Source organism: Vibrio gallicus, assembly GCF_024346875.1.
GTDB classification, from domain to species: domain Bacteria; phylum Pseudomonadota; class Gammaproteobacteria; order Enterobacterales; family Vibrionaceae; genus Vibrio; species Vibrio gallicus.
The window spans coordinates 418,243-437,609 of sequence record NZ_AP024872.1 but is presented as its reverse complement, the minus strand read 5'-3'; the positions used below and the strand labels follow the sequence as shown (position 1 = coordinate 437,609).

Annotated in this window: 20 protein-coding genes; 3 read left to right on the top strand and 17 right to left on the bottom strand. The window is 43.1% G+C overall.

The window, feature by feature from the left end:
* The first annotated feature begins 57 nt into the window (after positions 1-57).
* Entirely contained in the window at positions 58-582 is a 525-nt protein-coding gene (locus OCU28_RS13610; protein ID WP_261818220.1) for a GNAT family N-acetyltransferase, read from the top strand.
* 222 nt (positions 583-804) lie between these two features.
* A complete protein-coding gene (locus tag OCU28_RS13605) occupies positions 805-1,803 on the top strand; it encodes a transposase (protein ID WP_261818219.1) in 999 nt (332 codons plus the stop codon).
* Positions 1,804-2,203: 400 nt separating this feature from the next.
* On the opposite strand, the gene OCU28_RS13600 is transcribed toward OCU28_RS13605, so the two are convergent.
* The 10 genes from OCU28_RS13600 to OCU28_RS13555 all read right to left on the bottom strand — a co-directional run bounded on the left by OCU28_RS13600 (position 2,204) and on the right by OCU28_RS13555 (position 11,365).
* Positions 2,204-2,389, bottom strand: coding sequence for a hypothetical protein (locus OCU28_RS13600; RefSeq protein WP_261818218.1), 186 nt, complete (start codon positions 2,387-2,389; stop codon positions 2,204-2,206).
* A gap of 298 nt (positions 2,390-2,687) precedes the next feature.
* On the bottom strand, positions 2,688-2,840 hold the full coding sequence (locus OCU28_RS13595) for a YoaH family protein (RefSeq protein ID WP_261818217.1): 153 nt from the start codon (positions 2,838-2,840) through the stop codon (positions 2,688-2,690).
* 17 nt (positions 2,841-2,857) lie between these two features.
* The gene (locus OCU28_RS13590) at positions 2,858-3,739 is read right to left on the bottom strand and encodes a DUF2861 family protein (RefSeq protein WP_261818216.1); all 882 of its coding nucleotides are present in this window, start codon (positions 3,737-3,739) and stop codon (positions 2,858-2,860) included.
* Positions 3,736-4,401 (bottom strand): response regulator transcription factor VxrB, encoded by a 666-nt coding sequence (gene vxrB / locus OCU28_RS13585; RefSeq protein ID WP_261818215.1) that lies wholly within the window; start codon positions 4,399-4,401, stop codon positions 3,736-3,738. The genes OCU28_RS13590 and vxrB overlap by 4 nt, the downstream gene beginning before the upstream one ends.
* Positions 4,376-5,830, bottom strand: a complete 1,455-nt coding sequence (gene vxrA / locus OCU28_RS13580; protein WP_390623835.1) for a sensor histidine kinase VxrA — start codon at positions 5,828-5,830, stop codon at positions 4,376-4,378. Before vxrA ends, vxrB begins: the two co-directional genes overlap by 26 nt.
* 187 nt (positions 5,831-6,017) lie before the next feature.
* A complete protein-coding gene (pntB, locus tag OCU28_RS13575; protein ID WP_261818214.1) occupies positions 6,018-7,397 on the bottom strand; it encodes a Re/Si-specific NAD(P)(+) transhydrogenase subunit beta in 1,380 nt (459 codons plus the stop codon).
* Positions 7,398-7,408: 11 nt separating this feature from the next.
* Positions 7,409-8,944: a Re/Si-specific NAD(P)(+) transhydrogenase subunit alpha gene (pntA, locus tag OCU28_RS13570; RefSeq protein WP_261818213.1), complete on the bottom strand. Its 1,536-nt coding sequence runs from the start codon at positions 8,942-8,944 to the stop codon at positions 7,409-7,411.
* 139 nt (positions 8,945-9,083) lie between these two features.
* Positions 9,084-9,362 (bottom strand): HlyU family transcriptional regulator, encoded by a 279-nt coding sequence (locus OCU28_RS13565; RefSeq protein WP_261818212.1) that lies wholly within the window; start codon positions 9,360-9,362, stop codon positions 9,084-9,086.
* A gap of 253 nt (positions 9,363-9,615) precedes the next feature.
* The gene (locus OCU28_RS13560; RefSeq protein ID WP_261818211.1) at positions 9,616-10,251 is read right to left on the bottom strand and encodes a 3'-5' exonuclease; all 636 of its coding nucleotides are present in this window, start codon (positions 10,249-10,251) and stop codon (positions 9,616-9,618) included.
* 121 nt (positions 10,252-10,372) lie between these two features.
* Positions 10,373-11,365 (bottom strand): Solitary outer membrane autotransporter beta-barrel domain, encoded by a 993-nt coding sequence (locus tag OCU28_RS13555; protein ID WP_261818210.1) that lies wholly within the window; start codon positions 11,363-11,365, stop codon positions 10,373-10,375.
* A gap of 111 nt (positions 11,366-11,476) precedes the next feature.
* On the opposite strand from OCU28_RS13555, the gene OCU28_RS13550 reads away from it, so the two are divergent.
* A complete protein-coding gene (locus OCU28_RS13550) occupies positions 11,477-11,911 on the top strand; it encodes a DUF3069 domain-containing protein (RefSeq protein WP_261818209.1) in 435 nt (144 codons plus the stop codon).
* A 30-nt stretch (positions 11,912-11,941) separates the two neighbouring features.
* Here OCU28_RS13550 and modC read toward each other — a convergent pair whose 3' ends face one another.
* From modC to nrdD, 7 genes are all read right to left on the bottom strand, one after another.
* Positions 11,942-13,033 (bottom strand): molybdenum ABC transporter ATP-binding protein ModC, encoded by a 1,092-nt coding sequence (gene modC / locus OCU28_RS13545; RefSeq protein WP_261818208.1) that lies wholly within the window; start codon positions 13,031-13,033, stop codon positions 11,942-11,944.
* Positions 13,033-13,725, bottom strand: coding sequence for a molybdate ABC transporter permease subunit (modB, locus tag OCU28_RS13540; RefSeq protein ID WP_261818207.1), 693 nt, complete (start codon positions 13,723-13,725; stop codon positions 13,033-13,035). Before modB ends, modC begins: the two co-directional genes overlap by 1 nt.
* A gap of 8 nt (positions 13,726-13,733) precedes the next feature.
* Positions 13,734-14,480 carry a molybdate ABC transporter substrate-binding protein gene (gene modA / locus OCU28_RS13535; protein WP_261818206.1) on the bottom strand — a complete coding sequence of 249 codons (747 nt, stop codon included), beginning with the start codon at positions 14,478-14,480 and terminating at the stop codon, positions 13,734-13,736.
* A gap of 39 nt (positions 14,481-14,519) precedes the next feature.
* A complete protein-coding gene (locus tag OCU28_RS13530; protein WP_261818205.1) occupies positions 14,520-15,164 on the bottom strand; it encodes an ATP-dependent zinc protease family protein in 645 nt (214 codons plus the stop codon).
* A gap of 19 nt (positions 15,165-15,183) precedes the next feature.
* Complete coding sequence (locus OCU28_RS13525; RefSeq protein ID WP_261818204.1) at positions 15,184-16,368, bottom strand: amino acid aminotransferase; 1,185 nt, start codon at positions 16,366-16,368, stop codon at positions 15,184-15,186.
* A 138-nt stretch (positions 16,369-16,506) separates the two neighbouring features.
* Positions 16,507-16,983, bottom strand: coding sequence for an anaerobic ribonucleoside-triphosphate reductase-activating protein (nrdG, locus tag OCU28_RS13520; protein ID WP_261818203.1), 477 nt, complete (start codon positions 16,981-16,983; stop codon positions 16,507-16,509).
* A 32-nt stretch (positions 16,984-17,015) separates the two neighbouring features.
* Positions 17,016-19,136, bottom strand: a complete 2,121-nt coding sequence (nrdD, locus tag OCU28_RS13515) for an anaerobic ribonucleoside-triphosphate reductase (protein ID WP_261818202.1) — start codon at positions 19,134-19,136, stop codon at positions 17,016-17,018.
* Positions 19,137-19,367 lie beyond the last annotated feature (231 nt).

The following is a 19,367-nucleotide window of genomic DNA, read 5'->3' as shown; positions in this document are numbered from 1 at the left end:
TAAAAGAATCTGCCAACTACCACACCTAGTTACGGCTATACAAGGAAAGTTAAGAACATGGTATTACCAAACACACAGATATGCATTGAAACACCAAATCTGTTGATTTCGAACTTAGTCGATGCCGATTGGGACATGTTCCACTCTCTATATACTGACACAGACGTAATTAAACATTGTTTTGACCAACCCCAACTTCCTGATATTAAAAACAAGTTCGTAGATAGAGTACAACCTTGGCTAAAAGAGTCCGATTCGTGGTTATGCCTCACCATTCAACAATCCAATAGTTCAGTTAAGTTTGGAATCACCGGTTTCTGGCTGGATGGGGACACCGCCGAAGTGGGGTTTCTATTAAGGTCCCAGTTTCAAGGCAAGGGCTATGGCACAGAGTCCTTATCAGCATTGATACATTGGGCAGAGCGCCATCACGGGATAGACAAATTTCGCGCGGTTGTAACGCAAGGTAACATTGCCTCAGAACGCGTACTACACAAATGTGGATTCAGACTTCAAAAAATCATCCCAGATGTTTATCAAATGCGCGGGCAGCTTTATTCTGATCTTATTTACGAGAGATAAAAATTGAGGAAACCCAAATATATTGACGTCTCTTGACCCCACAACTAGCCTTGCACGCGATAGCGGGGCTAGGGTATTTTAATCCGAATTTTTTGGAATAACGGTTTTCGTGTTTGACGGCCTCAATCGCTAAGAAAATTTGTGGACACCCATAAATATTGACGCCTCTTGGTCCCACAACTAGTTTTAAGTGATTCATAGCGCACTTCGGAGGTAGTTGTTATGACCCAATCTCGACAGTCTCAAGTCTCCCTTTCTGATACTCCTTATTATCATTGTATCTCGCGTTGTGTTCGCAGAGCCTATCTGTGTGGTGACGATAAATATACAGGGCAATCATTTGAGCACCGCCGAGCGTGGGTGGTTGAGCGGATGCATTATTTGTCGACGGTATTTAGTATGGATATCTGCGCCTATGCGGTGATGTCAAATCATTACCACATTGTGCTGCATGTCGACGAGCAATTAAATCAACAGCTTAGTGATGAAGAGGTCTGCTGGAGGTGGGGGCTGTTGTACTCACTTCCCGTATTAGTTCAGCGCTGGCTAAAAAAGCAAACCTGCGCTGAAGTTGAAAGTAAAGCGGCTCTTAGTATCATCAATGATTGGCGAGATCGCCTGATTGATATTTCATGGTTTATGCGCAGCCTAAATGAGTTTATTGCACGCAAAGCCAACGCAGAAGATGACTGCTCCGGAAGGTTTTGGGAGGGGAGGTTTAAGTCTCAAGCGTTACTTGATGAAGAAGCCTTATTAACGTGCATGGCTTATGTCGATTTGAATCCGATACGCGCAGGCATCAACGACAGTATCGAAGCGTCTGAATACACCTCCGTTTATGAGCGTGTTCACGGAGTGTCACATCAAGATGAACAGCAAAGTGACAACCCTTGTAACAAGAAGGCATTATTTGGTTTTGTTGGCGATACCAGTGAGTCTGAGCAGCTTGGCATTCCGTATTCATTACTCGATTATATTGAGCTAGTGGATTGGAGTGGCCGTGTTATTCGAAATGACAAACCCGGTGCAATTGTCGCTTCGCACCCGAAACTACTGCACTCACTCGGCTTAGATACAGAGACTTGGATGGGCTTAGCCAGTAATTTTGGTAAAGATTATCAAGGAGCTGTCGGTACACTAGATGAATTGGCGTTATTTGCAGAGCACACAGGTAGGCGATGGATAGCGAAAAAGAACCAACTGCGACGATGTTTGCACTAACCACTCGCTCTATTTACTCATATTCACCACATCTCCATATTAATTAGCCTAGCTAACGATACGCCACGCCTTGAATTCCCCAATTTACGTATTTTAATGTCAATTTCACGGCACTGACCAACATTTAGCCGATTTGAACGCTTGATTTTGCGCTTTACCATGTAGGGGTTAAGTATCGTTCTGATTTCGAAATAAACTGGATGTCTGATTTCTACTATTGAGCTCCGAATCGAATACTAAGCAGAGCATATTATTTATAAAGAACCTTAAGAAGAGGGTAAGCAATCTATCTTGATTGCTTATGAGCTATATTAACAATATTATTCAATTTAACATAATATACATTATGCGCACCGAGGTATTCTAGGTATCGAACCAAGGCCGACACTTAATCATGAGTTCATTTTGGTAATGTTACTGCCGCCTTACGAGCTGCAACTCCAATTAAAATTACACCCGCACCTAAAATCCATTGAGAGTCTAAATGTTTTAAAAAATCATTATAGCCATCAACAAGCGCCAATACAGTCAAAGCTACCCCGCAACATAAACAAACTGCGCGGAACACATGTTTAGGTCGGATCATCAGGTAGCACCTCTAAATCTATTCTACACCAACAAGTGGCTCGGAAATCAGATCCACTGCATATCAATAATTATAACTTGTGTTGGTTAATTCGTATTCTTTGGCTCTTGAGTACATTTACGCCCTAAAGCCCTAAACGATATACATCGTCAGAATAATTACTAGTGACGCGGTCACAAAGAGCGTCATTTTAAATAACGACCACAGGCTTAGATGAATCCAATATACGCTTGTTTAATTGCGAACCAAAACATAATAAGCTATTGATAATTAAATAGTTACGCCTATTCACATAGAATTAATCTTGCTTGTTTTTATACTCAGCTCGAATTCGTTCTGCTACTAACTTAATTGCTTGTGCAGTACTCATTCCTTCACTCATCAAGCGTTGGATCTCTTCAACTGCTTTCTGTTGCTCGGCATGGCTTATCGGTGGTAAATCATCAAACATGTTAATCCTCTTTTACCCTACTCTTCTGTAAGGTCAATGGTTTTACTAATGGTGTTTTGCTGCTGTATTACTACCGGTCCCTGCCAACGAGAATTGACCATGGAGACGCTCAGTAAATAGCGATTTGCTTCAATCGCATTTTTCGGTAAATGAGTAGGATATCGGGGCGACTCGTAGCTATTACTCCACACCTGACTGTATTTACCTTCTTTATATTCTGAAACTTGTATTTCTTGCCTTGGCAGTGGGCAGGCTCGATTAAGCAATTTGGTTTTATCTACCACCCACTTATCTCGAGATTCCCAGCGCACTGATTGTGGCGGCTTTATCGCATCAATAATGACCCAAGAGTTCCAGCTTTCCCCGTCATTATCTTTAATAGTGAGTTGGTACAATCCACTATCTAAACGGCGAGGGATGTTATAGACCTTCTGCGTTGTATGCATCTGTCTATCATCATTGTAGATTTTTTCAGTCTTTTGAAAGATCTGGTGTTCAGCAGAGATGTGTCGTTCCGGCCATCGGATAAAATCAATACTGTCTAATTTAGACTGACTATCTATTGTGATTACCAGTTTATGAGACGTTCTACCAGGTCGCTGGGTTGTATTGCGGCTGATATTTATGCTAGTTAACCAAGTTGGCAGGCTTTGTGTCATCAAGCTTTTACCACAATCCTTACTAACAGCCTGCTCAAGTAACGCATCTAAATGAGGTCGAATGTACTGTTCTGACTCTTGCTGCCAAACCTGCACCATCTGTTCAAACATCCCATCTAGGTCATCTTGCAGCAGGCTTTTATGCATCTGTGCAATAGTATTGCTTTCTTCGAACCATTTAGCTTGTGGAGCACTAAATGGCAGTAGCAAAATTAATGAGGCAAGGGATGTTATTTTCATTCAGCTTTCATTTTGTAGCCAACACCACGCAATGTTTCAATTTCGACGCCAGGTAACTTCTGTCGTAATTGCAATACATGGGTATCAACGGTTCTGGTAGTAGGGAAATGATTGTAGCCCCAAACATGGTCTAACAATTCGTCTCTAGTAAATACTCTGCCTAAATTGCTAGCTAGAAACATTAGCAAATCAAACTCAGTGCGTGTTAATGTCACGTCGTCACCTTTATAAGATACCTCTCGGGTAGCTTTATCGATGACAAGGCTTTGTGTAATCACTTTAGAGTCGTCTTGGTCTTCGTCACTATTTAGTGAGCGCAGGTTAGCCCTAACACGTGCAAATAGCTCTGCTTCGGCAAACGGTTTGGTTAGATAATCATCCGCTCCTGCGTCTAACCCTGTCACTTTATCCTTAACTGTAACCAATGCTGTTAACAAGATAATAGGTACGTCTTTAAGGGCCTTCCATTCATGAATATGTGACGCTGAGTCTCCATCGGGTAATTGACGGTCTAGGATAACGAGATCCGCTTGTTGCCAAAGCTTGTTGGCTTCAGCAATAGATTCCGCATGTAAGCATTTATAGCCAGCTAATTCTAAGCTAACCAATAAACCATCGGCTAAGTTTTTATCATCTTCAACGAGAAGAAGGGTCTGTTCCACTTGGGATCTCCATTACAAATTTAGTTGGCGGGCCTTCAAGGTGCATTCGTCCCCCCATTCGATTAACCATAGACTCAACAATCGTTAAGCCCAAACCAAGACCTGCTTCACTTACAAATGGTTTGCGTAGTGATTTCCAATCTTTGGAGCGCAAATTGCCTTGGTCTTCAACTGAAATTATTAAATTTTGTTTGATCTTCATAACACTCAGGCTAACGGGCGCTTGTCCGTACTTAATCGCGTTATTTACCAGATTATCGATACAGTTACCCAACCAATAGATATTGACGTTAGCGTCGGTATCAGAATCAATAACTAATTGAACTGGCGCACTATATTCTTCAACTTTATATTCAAGCCACTCTTTAATCGAAGGCAAATATTCAGTCGCTAGTACCTGATTATCTGATTGCAGATAATCTTTGCTCGCTTCCGCCAACTGCCTAAGACGCATAGAATCTTCACATAAGCGCCTAAATTCATCGTATACAGACTCAGGCAGTTGCTCAAATTCTCGGCGAAACCCCTCTACTGTCATAGACAAACTAGCGATTGGTGTACGCAGTTCGTGAGTCAGTATTTGCAGTACTAACATGCGACTTCTAAGGTCTTGTCGTTTACTATTCCAGCGATAGATTGCCCAACCTGAGATCAGTAACAGGTTTATCACAACCAATAGGTACGCAAACGGCTTTATGAAATCTTGGTCACTATTCTGACTCCAGCAGATATTTCCACGCTCAAAAAAGCATTCATCCACCTGATTGCGCAATGTAAATGTCAGATCGACAGCTTTGGCCTTTTTCTCTATGTTAGCTCTATCAAAAATAAAGTAACTGTCACCCTTTCGAATCCAAAACTCATCACCTTGTATCAACATTGGTGCGCCTTTAATAAGGGCGGTAATAGCATCTCGATTCATTATTTGTAAACGACCGAGCAATGTATCTGGTGAAGCCAAGCTACGTTCACTAATGTGCATGAATGGTTGCAGCTGCTTAAACATATCTGGATGCGCAACCACGTATCGGGATGCGTATGTGCCACCACCGGGATGAATATGATCAGAACGAGCGAACCATTTCAGTGGTAAATGAGTACCACGACAGATAGCTCGGGTAAAAACCAAAGGCTCAGTTACTGCGGGACTCAGCGGCAGCTTACCCTTACATTTTTGCTCCAAACGATAAAGCAACTGAATATCTTTAAGGGGATAATTACTGGTCTGCGGTAGCATCGAATCGGGGCTAATCAGCTCCGTTGGGAAATCGACTTGTATTCGTTGCATGTCATACATTTGCTTTGCGTCATCAAACGAAAACATGCTGGTCAGTAAATCCAACTGTTGAGGTAGCGTTTTAGCCTGCAACATTGGCGATACAAGTATAAGAAATAAGGTAACGAACGAGAAACGCAAAGACAGCAACATATAGTAAATAACAATGGTGCTCACTATACCTATAAACTTACTCGCATACCAAAATTAACTGGCATTCTTACTAAGAAATGACACGAAGACGAGTTGCGGGGTTAGCATCTCACCCCTTCAACTTAACCGAATGCACTGTTCAAAAAAAGGGACTCAAATTGAGTCCCTTTTTGGTCATTTAATTCACTTAAAGGTGCTCTAAAATACTAGAGCAGCTCGCCTTAGCATCACCAAACAACATCGTTGAATTCTCTTTGAAGAACAGTGGGTTTTGAACGCCAGCGTAACCTGGATTCATAGAGCGCTTAAACACCACTACATTTTTGGCATTCCACACTTCTAGGACTGGCATGCCAGCGATAGGACTACTTGGATCGTCAAGAGCGGCTGGGTTTACCGTATCGTTTGCACCAATGACTAGCACTGTATCCGTTGTTGGGAAATCATCATTGATTTCATCCATTTCTAGTACGATATCATAAGGCACCTTAGCTTCAGCAAGTAGTACGTTCATATGCCCAGGCAAACGTCCTGCTACAGGGTGAATACCAAAGCGAACCTCAACCCCTTTCGCTCGAAGCTTTTCTGTAATTTCACGCACTGGATATTGCGCTTGAGCGACTGCCATGCCGTATCCAGGAGTAATAATTACAGACTTTGAATCCTTAAGCATCTCAGCGACTTCTTCAGCAGATGACTCACGATGTTCACCATAATCTTCATCAGAACCTGAGGCTGAAACGTCTTGTCCAAATCCGCCAGCAATTACGCTAATAAATGAGCGATTCATTGCTTTACACATAATATACGACAGTATTGCGCCTGAAGAACCAACCAGCGCCCCTGTCACAATCAGAAGATCGTTCGCCAACATGAAACCGGCCGCCGCCGCCGCCCAACCAGAGTATGAGTTCAGCATTGATACAACCACTGGCATATCCGCACCACCGATTGACGCGACCAAGTGACAACCAAACGCAAATGCAATCAATGTCATCAGGAACAATGGGAATAGAGCACCATCGCCACCTAGATACCATTTCATCAATAACCCTGAAACCACAATCGCAGCTAGATTAAGCTTATGCTTATGCGGAAGATTTAATGCAGATGAAGAGATCACCCCACGCAGTTTACCGAAAGCAACAATGGAACCGGTAAAGGTTACCGCTCCAATAAAGACCCCTAAATAGACTTCAACTAGATGGATCATATGCTCAGCATGCGTGGTAAGCACAGGTGCGTGTAGCAGGCTGTTATACCCGACTAGCACCGCAGCCATACCTACGAAGCTGTGTAGGATGGCGACCAATTCAGGCATTTCAGTCATTTCAACTTTCTTGGCATAATGAATACCAATTCCGCCACCAATAACCATAGCTAAGAGAATCCAAGCAACCCCGCTTGAATGTGGGCCGAAGATGGTAGCCAGCAAGGCAATCGCCATACCAGCAATACCATAATAGTTACCATTACGTGCGCTTTCTTGCTTTGAAAGCCCCGCTAAACTCAATATAAAGAACACCGCAGCAACGATGTAAGCTGCTTGTACTAATCCTGCAGACATTGAATACTCCTTTAGTCTTTACGGAACATTTCTAACATACGTTTAGTCACCGTAAAGCCACCAAAGATGTTGATACTCGCAATTAACACGGCGATAAATGCTAAAACATTCACCACACCATGCCCCTGTCCAATCTGCAATAATGCGCCAACGATGATAATGCCAGAGATGGCATTAGTTACTGACATTAAAGGCGTATGCAGTGCATGGGTTACATTCCAGACCACGTAATAACCCACTACACAGGCCAATACGAATACCGTGAAATGCGCCAAGAATGCAGCTGGAGCAACAGATGCGACCCAAGCAAAGGCGCCAACACCGACCGCCAACCCAATGACTTTTTTGATTGGTGATGTTGGTTCTTCTACCTTCTCAATCACTTCTTTGGCAGGTTTCGGGGTAGATTGTGGCTGAGCGGATACTTGAATTGGAGGTGCTGGCCAGGTTACTTCACCTTGTTTAACTACCGTAACGCCTCGTAGTACGACATCATCAAAATCGATATTGATGTTGCCATCTTTCTCTTTGCAAAGCAGTTTAAGTAGATTGACGATATTGGTCGCATAAAGCTGAGAAGCCTGAGTTGGCAGACGACCGACCATGTCCGTATAACCAATAACCTTGACCCCATTTGCGGTAGTAACAACTTTATCCGCTTCGGTGTAGGCGCAGTTACCGCCGTTAGCTGCAGCAAGATCAACGATCACACTGCCCGACTTCATGCTATCCACCATCTCTTTGGTAATTAGCTTGGGTGCAGGACGGCCAGGGATAAGCGCGGTAGTAATAATAATATCAACGTCAGTCGCTTGTTGAGCGTAAAGCGCTTCGGCCTTCTTGTTGAACTCATCTGACATTTCTTTCGCGTAGCCGTCACCAGCGCCACTGTTTTCTTGAAAATCCACTTCCAAGAACTCAGCGCCCATAGATTCGACCTGCTCTTTTACTTCTGGTCTCACATCAAACGAACGAACAATTGCACCAAGACTGCCTGCAGCGCCAATTGCTGCAAGGCCAGCCACACCAGCACCGGCAACTAATACCTTAGCTGGCGGCACTTTTCCGGCTGCCGTTATTTGTCCGGTGAAGAAGCGTCCAAACTCATGTGCGGCTTCAACCACGGCGCGATAACCGGCGATGTTGGCCATTGAACTCAATGCATCTAATGCTTGCGCACGTGAAATTCTAGGCACTGCATCCATTGCCATCACATTGATGTTTTTGCTAGACAGCTTTTCCATCAACTGTGGATTTTGCGCTGGCCAAATGAAACTAATGAGAGACGCGCCCTCTTTTATCATTTCAATCTCAGCGTCTGTTGGTGCGTTGACTTTAAATATCAGATCCGATTGCCAGATCTCATCTAGCGCGGCAATACTCGCACCAGATGTTATATAAGCTGAGTCATCAAAACTGGCTAACGCTCCAGCGCTGCATTCTACTTTAACTTCAAAACCGAGTTTAATTAGCTGCTCAACTGATTTAGGTGACGCAGCGACACGGGTTTCTCCATCGAGTACTTCTCTAGGTACACCGATAATCATTAACGCATACTCCTTGTATACAAATCACAATATTCCACTGTGCAAGCGCTACGCTTGCTTTGTATTTAATACTGCACATCGGCAATTTAAATAACAACAAAAATATAACAAAGTAAGGTCTAACCAGATGCCTACGCCTCTAGTCGAAGATTGAGTCACCCATTTGATCGATAAACATCTGAGCTTTTTTGATCATAAGATCTTGCGCATCCCCTTGGCTTATCAACAGGTCTGAACGAATAAAGCGATGTGTTTTTTGAGCCTCACCTTGGTTTAAAACGATGCGGCCTGCAATACGGTACTGGCCATTTTCAGCAATAGGTTCAGCGTAGATCAAGTACCCTTTATATTCATAAGGTTCGATTTCAACTGCCGGTTTTTGTTGTTTACCGGTGAAAAGACGGCTTAGCCAACCCATATATGTTCCTTGCGACAAAAATATCTATATCCACAATCTAAGGGATACCTAACCTAAAGGCGAGACCAAACTATAAATATTTGAACTTTCTACACAATTTATGAGATCAAGGATGCGTTATACCGATCACACAAAGTAAGTGAGCAGAACCAGCGCAGGAAAAAGACGTGACAATAAGGCTGCTTACTTTCGATAAGTCGCTATTTAGTTGGATTGGTTTTAAAGGGCAGCCGATAGGCTATTGGGCTGGGGTCTATGGCCTAGATGATATGACCATTGATTGCTTACGGATTAATGCATTTAGTGCACTCTTGCTCGTTTTCGATACTTTTTTCATAAATGAAAAATCTGGCTCAATGACGCCCTTCCCTTGTAAGTCTTGCAGCATGAGTAGCCATAGTTTGGCCGTCATCTCAGAATCGGCTAGCGCGCGGTGAAACACTCCATCATGCTCAATATTCTTATACCGAACCAAGTCCCCAAGTTTATGGGTTGGCGCATCTTGATATAAACGGCGCGCTATCAACATAGAGCACGCGAACTGCCCTTGATATTCAATGCCCAAAGGTGCGTATTCCGCATCTAAAAAGCGTTTATCAAAAGACGCATTATGGGCCACTAAATTGCTTGCCCCGACAAATGTCGCAAACTGCTGCATTACCTCAGCACAACTTGGTGCAGAGCGAAGCATCTGGTTTGAGATACCAGTATATCCCTCGATAAATGTGCTGACACGAAAGCCTGGATTCATAAGTTGTTGAAATGTATCTACCACCTCACCGTCGACAAGCTTCACCGCCCCAATTTCAATCGCTCGATCTCCCATATTGGGGGACAGACCGGTGGTTTCGAAATCAAGAACAACAACAGAATTTGCGGACAAAGGCATAACGACTCGAGAAGTTAATAATAGAAAAGAGAGATTCTAACGGCATGGCATCATAAAATCGAAGCCAATTCGTATTTCACGCTAGAAAAATTACAATTAGTGGTGTGTCTAGCCATGCATATTAGTCTTGGTTAAACATTAATATGATGGTGCCCCCACTAAGAGAGCTACCATAATTTAAGTTAATACCGATACCAATGTTATCAACGTATTGCTTAAGAAACGGCGGCGACAATAACCAACCCACACTGGCTTCCCAATACTCACTCGTACCAAAAGCCACCTTCAAGTCGGAGCTAAGATTTATATGACGGACACTAGTGAACAGCGTTTGTCCATATCCTCCCCAGTGCGTAATATCATAAAACACCTTAACGCCGTTGATCCAATATAAGCCTTCTGGGTTGCCTATATCTCCCTGATTAGCTTCACCCCATCCATAGCCATAAAAGTAGTTAAGCTCAGAAAATCCATCCCAGCGCCCCCAATCTTGAGGTCGCTTATAATGCAAATTCACATTGGTTTGAAAGGTCTGTGACCAAGCACTGGTATTAAATGCATTGCCGTCTAAAACATCTCTGAACTGGATCGTGATCGGGTTATTGTAATGATAGGTATTTTTGAAATACATCAGGTTAGTGCCAATACCTGCACCCAAATTCCAATACTTTTGCCAAGGGCGATTTACCGAGTACTCAACACCAGTTGTATAAATATCGTCTATCGCTTTATCCGATTCAAAATCTGGGCTAAGACTCACATCACGCGCCAACCTCATATAAGAAAACATAAACCGCAGGCTGTGTTCTAACTTTGAATTATCCACAAAGGTCAAGGTGGGTAATTGATAGGTATAAGGTAGCGTGGTTACCCCTAATTCTTTACGCAGATTAAGGGAGTCTTCATTGCCAATATCATCACCAATATCAACAAAACGGTTCGGATCAAAGTCCTGAAAACCAAAAGAGAATGCGTCGCTGTCACTTAATAACACCGCCGTTGCAAAGTTACCCTCCAAGATAGAGCGGTAAAATTCAGTTGCATATGCGCAGCTGCTAGCCCCTATAAGGGAAAGCGCAATAAATAACCTAAATTTAAAATTGATTCCCTTCACGTACCATTCAATCCTTAATATATGCCCACTTATCACCGATTTTCATGCTAATTGTTGACTTTAGTGTAAGACTTCTTACGATGGCTATTGAACATTACATAGGTATTAATCATGTCAGAAACCCAAGATATCCAAACCATTGACTTAGCTGAAGTATCGAAAGAACTGCGTCAAGTTATCGAGTTTGATGAAGTCCCAGAACAAATGTATCAAATGGTGGTTTCTATCCATGAAGCTGCTGAACAAGAAGTTCGCCAAGCATGGGATGACCTACCCGCTAGTGCGCAAAACGTGGTAGACAGCTTTGAGCAATTCCACGCCTTAACATCTGTTAGCCAAGCTTTCGCCGGTGTTGGTCTTCTTGAAGAATTTCCAAGCTTAAACATTCCGGAAAACATGGATGAAGAACAAACCAATGCCTATAAGGCACAAATGCTCGATCAAGTACTGTTTAATTGTATAAAAGATATGGTTAAACAGCTGAAAAAAGCTCGCCGTGACCCTATCTTAAAACGTGAATTTAATAGCGTATTCCTACGCGATTAAATTCAATCATCCCATTAGCCCATATTTGGGCTAATGGGATGCCAAATTCTGCTGAGTAAAACTCACGCCTTTGATTTGAGCGTAGAGTGTTGTTCCATGCGTCAGATCTAACTCTCTTGCCGCCCACACAGTTATCGTAGACTTAATTGAGACGCCTGCGGCTAGTTCTAACTCCAGTAATACAGAATGTTCGCTCAACTGCGCAATAGATAGCACCGTTACCGGTAATATATTTCGAATAGAGCTCCCCACCGCTTGTGACGTTGTCACAGATACATCACTGGCATTGATACGTAAACGCATACACTTGTTTACAAGGCCGTTAAAGCCATCATCAGGAACCCATAGACTGTGATTGGCTACCTCTAGTCTGCGCATGCAGTGATCTGTGTGAGGTTCACATACCTTAACGTTCAACAGTGAGCTGTGCTGACCCTGTCCTTTCCATAGCGCTAAGCTTTCTCCGTTCCAAACATCCTCTACTGAGCCAAATCCTGTTATTTCACCCTGTTCGACTAATAACAAGTTATCGGCTAGATTCATGACTTCTTCAAGACTGTGCGTGACATAAATAACTGGAATATCAATGCGTTGTGCCAAATTTTGTAGATAATTTAATACCTCACGCTTACGAGGAATATCTAAACTCGCTAACGGTTCATCCATCAAAAGTAATTTGGGCTGCGAGAGCAATGCACGAGCAATACCAACTCGCTGCTTTTCGCCGCCGCTCAGCTGATGAGGTTTTGCCTCAACCAGATGTTCTATATCTAATAGATTAATAATCTCTTGGTATTTACTCTCATTGACGGTGTTAGGTCTACCATAGTTTAGGTTTTGTTTGATAGACAGATGCGGAAACAATCTCGAATCTTGAAAAACAACTGCGCACTCTCGCTTCCAGATGGGCACTGTTATCCCCGTAGCACTATCAAATAGCACCCTTCCTGATAGCGCAACCCTGCCTTCATCAGGTGTAACTAAACCCGCAATGACATTGAGTAAGGTGGTTTTACCACTACCAGAGCGCCCAAATACGGCGGTAACGCCTTTAGCTGGGATATTGGCATTTATATCAAATGTTTGGGCTTCAAAGCTGTGTTTGAAACTCACCGTCAGCATCAAATATACCCCAAGTTACGTTGTGCTTTTCGAGATAGCAGTTCACTAATAAACAGTGAGCTCAATGCAATAACTATGGCAAGAATACACAGTCGCATCGCTTGAAACTCTGCGCCCGGAGTCTCTAAAAAACTAAACATGGCTAAGGGAATGGTTTGGGTTTCACCCGGAATGTTGGAAACAAAGGTGATGGTGGCTCCAAACTCACCTAAACTGCGAGCAAATGCCAATAGGAACCCAGAAATTAACCCCGGAAGAGTTAGCGGTAAGGTTATCGTAACAAAAACCTTCCACGGCTTTGCACCTAGCGTCATTGCAGCTTGTTCAAACTTAGGGTCAACCCCCATAATGCCTAACCGAATCGACCGCACCATTAACGGCAACGACACCACCGCTGCCGCAAGAACCGCACCATGCCAATTAAACGCAAATGAGATGCCGAATGCATTTTGCAGTGCTCGACCAAATATTCCTTGGCTGCCAAACAAAACCAATAATAGATAACCCACCACCACTGGGGGTAATACCAACGGTAGGTGGATAATCCCATCGAGTAGCGATTTACCGTAAAACTCCTTACGCGCCAACAACCAGCCTAAGCCAATTCCTATCGGTAATAAGCATACAGAAGCGATTAGGGCTATCTTAAGGCTAAGAAGTAATGCCGCTAATTCATAATCGGTTAGCACCATGGTATGTCTTAATTAATCGTCGTAAAGCCAAGCTCTTTTAGCTTGCTTTTCATTTCTTCACCCAAGAAATAGTTATAAACCTTCGTAACTTCAGGCTTATCGGAAAGTTGAATAATTGGATAATTAATTGGTTCATGGAACTGGCTTGGAATAACTTGAAGAACCTTCACCTTTGACGATTGAATTGCGTCGGTATGGTAAACAATCCCCGCAGGAACCTCACCACGCTCAACCATGGCAAGTGTGGCACGGGTGTTCTTCATCGGTGCTAGTTGCTCTTTAATTTGGTCCCATACCTTGAGTTTTTCTAGGGTTTCTTTTGCGTAGATCCCAACTGGTACCGTATTGGGTTCACCAATAGCTAAACGCTGTTTACCCAATAGCCCAGCCCAGTCTGAAGCATTACTCAAAGCAATCGGTTTGGCATGACTCGAATTAGGAATCGTAAGCACCAAGCCGTTAGAGGCAAAATTAAACCCTTTCTGTTTTGGAGATAATGCCTGTTCAACATAATCCATCCACAGTGTATTTGCAGAAATATAGATATCCGCTGGCGCCTTATGCTCTATTTGACGCGCTAAAGAAGACGAGCTACCAAACACCGCTTTAACTTCGATATTTGAGTCTTCAAAGTGCTTGGTTACTTGTGTTACCGCTTCGGTCATAGAGGAAGCGGCATATATATAAACAACCGGTTTAGCGTAGGTCAGTGAGCTAAAACAGATAGCTAAAAATAGCGTTATAAATCGATACATAATGAATGGTGTCCAAATGCACTTAAGTTAAAAAGTGCGTTATTTCGTAACTTTTGGTTGAACATATTTGCGGCTAACATCTACGATAGCGACATCACGAACAAAGCTGCGTCCTAGCAAAACCGGATAACTCAAATGAGATCGATCCACCAGCGTAAACTCGGTTTTTTCTTTTAAATCGCCTAGTTGGATCCAAACTGAGACCACAGCTCGCTTATCTGCCGAGTCAGTACTAGATTGCTTGATCTTCGCCCAGCGCTCTACTGGCAGGCTTAATTCTTTACCAACCTTATTATTGAAAGCCGGCTTAAACTTAACCCACTTTTTACCATCTCGTTCAAACTCTTTGACGTCGACAGCGGACAGCGATGATGTCGTCGCGCCAGAGTCAATTCGCGCTCGCACATGACGATTAGACTTAGGGAAATAAACCCATTCTTTCTCGCCTAGAATTAGCTTACCGTCCTTAGTTTTGGAAGGTAGCGGCACTTTTACCGCCTCAACTGGCTCTTTTTTTACTTCTGGCTCTTTCACTTCGTCAACGACTTCGACGCTTTCTTCAGTTTCTTGCTCAAAGCTTGGTGTGCTTGTGGCACCATTATCTTGACTTGTAGTCGGTGCGCTCGAACATGCACCCAACATAACACCTGCTATCGCAATTGCTAAAGACTTCCAATATTTCATTCATCCACCTGGTAATTATCTAAGATTTAACGTCAATAATTGCTTGAGCTACATTCGCAAGGTCTTGCTCGCGCAGTCCTGCAATATTAATACGCCCATCATCAACGCCATAAATCGCATACTGCTCACGAAGTTTAACCATCTGTTCTGCGCTAAAACCAAGCACGCTGAACATACCTTGATGTTGCTTAATAAACTCAAACTCATCACTACCACTACGTTGCTTAATCTCTTGGCAAAGACCCGTTCGAAGAGCACGCAAACGTAGGCGCATCTCTTCAAGCTCACTCTTCCAATCTGCGGTTAAGTCGTTGTCGAGTAATATAGTTTTAACTATAGACGCTCCATGCGCAGGTGGCATAGTGTAAGTTGATCGAGCTAACTGCATAAGCTTGCCACGAGCGTTATTTGCGTGAGTGATATTTTCACCGATGATAATCGCGCTACCAGTTCTTTCACGATAAAGACCAAAGTTTTTAGAGCAAGAACTTGTTACCAACATCTCTGGAAGATTAGCTGACATATACTGTACACCGAACGCATCTTGCTCAAGCCCATTACCAAATCCTTGATATGCGATATCAATAAACGGGGTAAAACCGTTGTGCTGTGCCAGTTCCGTTACCGCTTTCCATCCCTCAACGCTTAAATCTGCACCGGTTGGGTTATGGCAACATCCATGCAGTAACACGATATCTTGTCTACCCGCACCTTTTAAGTCGCTTAACATGGCATTTAGGTCAACTTGTTTGGTTTTTGCATCAAAATATTGATAATGCTTGACCTTCAAACCCGCCGCTTCCATCACTGGTTGATGATTCACATAGCTAGGATTACTAAGCCAAACCGTCGAGCCCGGTTGAGAAAACGCGATAATCTCTGCCAGCATACGTAGACCACCACTCGCGCCTGGGGTCTGTATTGATGATGCTCGTTCGATTACCGACTGATCTTGAGTAAGCAGACGCAATGCTTGCAGGTTGAATTCTTCGTCCCCCGCCATACCGACATACGCTTTAGTAGTTTGGGCATCGAGCATTTTTTGTTGTGCGGCAATAACAGCACGCATGACAGGAGTGACACCGTCACTGTTTTTGTACACCCCGATACCAAGGTCTACTTTGTTATCTCGTGTATCTTTACGATAAGCGGCTGACAATGACAGGATCGGGTCCTGTTGTGGGGAAGGTAGATGGCTAAACATGAAAACTGCCCTTTGAAATCCATTTAATTAAGTTCACGTTATCACTTGCGAGACAAAATCTAAATAAATAACTAAGAGCAATTGAGGTTTCGCGTAATTTTTAGGCACATTAAATAACTGAGCTAAATGGGTGGCCTATTACAGCTCATTTTTTTTAAAATAATGTATGACTTGGTTTGCACTGCCACGCCATTCTAACATCGCGCTCGCTTGCTCTTGTTCAAACTTTCCATCAATTAAGGTATCAACATAATCAACTACTTGACGTTGTGCATCGCTCAATTCACCGAGTAGGTAACCGGTCCACATCCAGATATCTTTATCTGGACATTCACGCTTGACCCGTTGTACCAAATGCAAGACCGCAGCAACGTTAGCAGGTAGTAAAGGATCGCCACCAGATAGAGAAAGCCCTCTTCTCTTAATTCGCGTGTCTTTTAGATCATTGATGATCTGCTCTTCCATCTCTGGAGTGAACTGTACTCCAGAGCTTGGTGACCAAGTAGATTGATTGTAACAACCACGACACTGATGAATACAACCTGACACAAACAAAGTACAGCGCGTACCTGGCCCATTAACAACGTCTATTGGGTAGTATTGATGGATATTCATCAGTGCTCTCTCTTCCCTATTTAAGGGGTGAATTAAAGGTGCTTAACGCGGCGTTTAACTTCTTCTTGCTTACCAAAGTTAAATGGTCGAGCGTCAGGGCTTCCCAAGTACCCACATACGCGACGGGTAACTGAAACCTTGGTTGAATCATGATTGCCACAATTTGGGCAAGTAAAGCCCTTACTTGTACAATCAAACTCACCCGTGTATCCACATTCATAACACTCATCTATCGGTGTATTAGTGCCATAGTATGGAACGTGAGCGTAGGAGTAATCCCAAACATTTTCTAGGGCTTCTACGTTGCGCTGCATGTTAGGAAATTCGCCATAACAGATAAAACCGCCACTTGAAATGTGTGGATAAGGTTTTTCAAAATCAATCTTATCGTACGGGTTTACTTTCTTCTCAACATCTAGGTGGAAGCTGTTGGTGTAATAACCTCGGTCAGTAACTCCGGCTACGACGCCAAATTCTTGGGTGTCGATGCGTGCGAAACGACTGCATAGATTTTCGCTTGGTGTGCCATAGAGGCTAAAGCCATACCCTGTTTCATCTGTCCATTGATCAACATTTGATTTCAGGTACGCGATCATTTCTAGTGCTTTTTCACGAAGCTCAGGGGCATCGTAAACATGCTCACTAGTACCAAATAGCGCATTGATTGCTTCATGAATACCGATATAGCCCAATGAAATTGATGCACGGCCATTTTTGAATATTTCGGAAACTGAATCATCAGGTTGTAAACGAACACCACATGCCCCTTCCATATATAGGATAGGTGCAACACGCGCTTTCACGTTTTCTAGGCGCTCAATACGGGTTTCAAGTGCACGGCGAGCCGTAACAAGGCGTTGATCCAAAATTTCATAGAAACGTGCAATATCGCCTTTTGCTTGTAGTGCGATACGTGGCAAGTTCAGGCTAACAACACCCAGGTTATTACGCCCGTCATGTATCATCTCACCATTTTCTTCATAAACATTTAGGAAGCTGCGGCAACCCATTGGCGTTTTGAATGAACCCGTCACCTCGACAACTTTGTCGTAGTTTAAGATATCTGGGTACATACGCTTAGATGCGCATTCTAATGCCAGTTGTTTGATATCGTAGTTTGGATCAGATTTCTTGTGGTTTAAGCCATCTTTGATAGCGAATACCAGCTTTGGAAATACTGCTGTTTTACGGTTTTTACCAAGGCCTGCAATACGATTACGTAAAATAGACTCTTGAATAAGCTTTGATGCCCAAGAGTCACCTAAACCAAATCCAAATGTCACAAACGGAGTTTGGCCATTTGCGGTATGTAGCGTGTTGACTTCATACTCTAAAGATTGGAATGCGTCATAGCACTCTTTTTCAGTACGAGAGCGAGCAAATGCTTCGGGAGCGTGGATATCCCACTCTTGAGCAACCTTAAGATGTTTCTCGTAGCTTGAGATCACGTAAGGTTCTAGTATTTCATCAATGCGGTTGATGGTTGTACCGCCATAAATATGACTCGCAACCTGTGCAATAATTTGTGCTGTAACCGCTGTCGCCGTAGAGATAGATTTCGGTGTATCGATCTCCGCATTACCCATTTTAAAGCCATGGGTCAACATGCCTTTAAGGTCAATCAACATGCAGTTAAACATTGGGAAAAACGGTGCGTAATCCAGGTCATGATAGTGAATATCACCTTGATCATGTGCCTGTACAATATCACGAGGAAGAATGTGCGTTTTCGCGTAGTGCTTAGCGACAATACCGGCCAATAAATCACGCTGAGTCGGAATAACCTTGCCATCTTTATTTGCGTTTTCATTGAGAAGATCCGCATTAGATTGTTCGATCAAACCTTGGATCTCTTGGTTTAGTGCGCTTTTCTTTTCACGTGCACTATCACGGTCATGGCGGTATTCAATATAAGAGCGAGCCAGCCCTTTTAACGGACCTTGCATCAGTTCATTCTCAACGAGTGTTTGGATCTGTTGTATATCGACCTCTTTACACCCTTCCAGCTGAGCCTCAACCGACTTTGCTACAGTTACTGCATACTCTGATGCATTGAGGTTGATTTGAGCCGCGGCGCTTTCTACTGCTGCTACGATACGGTCTAAAGTAAACGGAGCAAGAGAGCCATCTCTTTTTTGCACAACTGGATTCACATTTTCTCCTTACCCACAGCATATTCACAGATACACTATATAGGGTATATAAATTACGATTACACACTACATCTTGTGGGCGTATTAAACGAAAAGCACCCAATCATGTATTTGATCTAGATCAATAAACGTTTAGACTGGGTCTCTTACTAACCAATATTTTTTGCATACTATGAGCCATCTTAAAAACAAAAAAAATAGTGAATTTTTTTTTAAAGAGGTTGCTTTTTT

Coding starts and splice junctions, on each gene's coding strand:
- OCU28_RS13610 (WP_261818220.1), top strand. CDS start 58: ATGGTATTACCAAACACACAGATATGCATTGAAACACCAAATCTGTTG.
- OCU28_RS13605 (WP_261818219.1), top strand. CDS start 805: ATGACCCAATCTCGACAGTCTCAAGTCTCCCTTTCTGATACTCCTTAT.
- OCU28_RS13600 (WP_261818218.1), bottom strand. CDS start 2,389: ATGATCCGACCTAAACATGTGTTCCGCGCAGTTTGTTTATGTTGCGGG.
- OCU28_RS13595 (WP_261818217.1), bottom strand. CDS start 2,840: ATGTTTGATGATTTACCACCGATAAGCCATGCCGAGCAACAGAAAGCA.
- OCU28_RS13590 (WP_261818216.1), bottom strand. CDS start 3,739: ATGAAAATAACATCCCTTGCCTCATTAATTTTGCTACTGCCATTTAGT.
- vxrA (WP_390623835.1), bottom strand. CDS start 5,830: ATGTTGCTGTCTTTGCGTTTCTCGTTCGTTACCTTATTTCTTATACTT.
- pntB (WP_261818214.1), bottom strand. CDS start 7,397: ATGTCTGCAGGATTAGTACAAGCAGCTTACATCGTTGCTGCGGTGTTC.
- pntA (WP_261818213.1), bottom strand. CDS start 8,944: ATGATTATCGGTGTACCTAGAGAAGTACTCGATGGAGAAACCCGTGTC.
- OCU28_RS13565 (WP_261818212.1), bottom strand. CDS start 9,362: ATGGGTTGGCTAAGCCGTCTTTTCACCGGTAAACAACAAAAACCGGCA.
- OCU28_RS13560 (WP_261818211.1), bottom strand. CDS start 10,251: ATGCCTTTGTCCGCAAATTCTGTTGTTGTTCTTGATTTCGAAACCACC.
- OCU28_RS13550 (WP_261818209.1), top strand. CDS start 11,477: ATGTCAGAAACCCAAGATATCCAAACCATTGACTTAGCTGAAGTATCG.
- modC (WP_261818208.1), bottom strand. CDS start 13,033: ATGCTGACGGTGAGTTTCAAACACAGCTTTGAAGCCCAAACATTTGAT.
- modB (WP_261818207.1), bottom strand. CDS start 13,725: ATGGTGCTAACCGATTATGAATTAGCGGCATTACTTCTTAGCCTTAAG.
- modA (WP_261818206.1), bottom strand. CDS start 14,480: ATGTATCGATTTATAACGCTATTTTTAGCTATCTGTTTTAGCTCACTG.
- OCU28_RS13530 (WP_261818205.1), bottom strand. CDS start 15,164: ATGAAATATTGGAAGTCTTTAGCAATTGCGATAGCAGGTGTTATGTTG.
- OCU28_RS13525 (WP_261818204.1), bottom strand. CDS start 16,368: ATGTTTAGCCATCTACCTTCCCCACAACAGGACCCGATCCTGTCATTG.
- nrdG (WP_261818203.1), bottom strand. CDS start 16,983: ATGAATATCCATCAATACTACCCAATAGACGTTGTTAATGGGCCAGGT.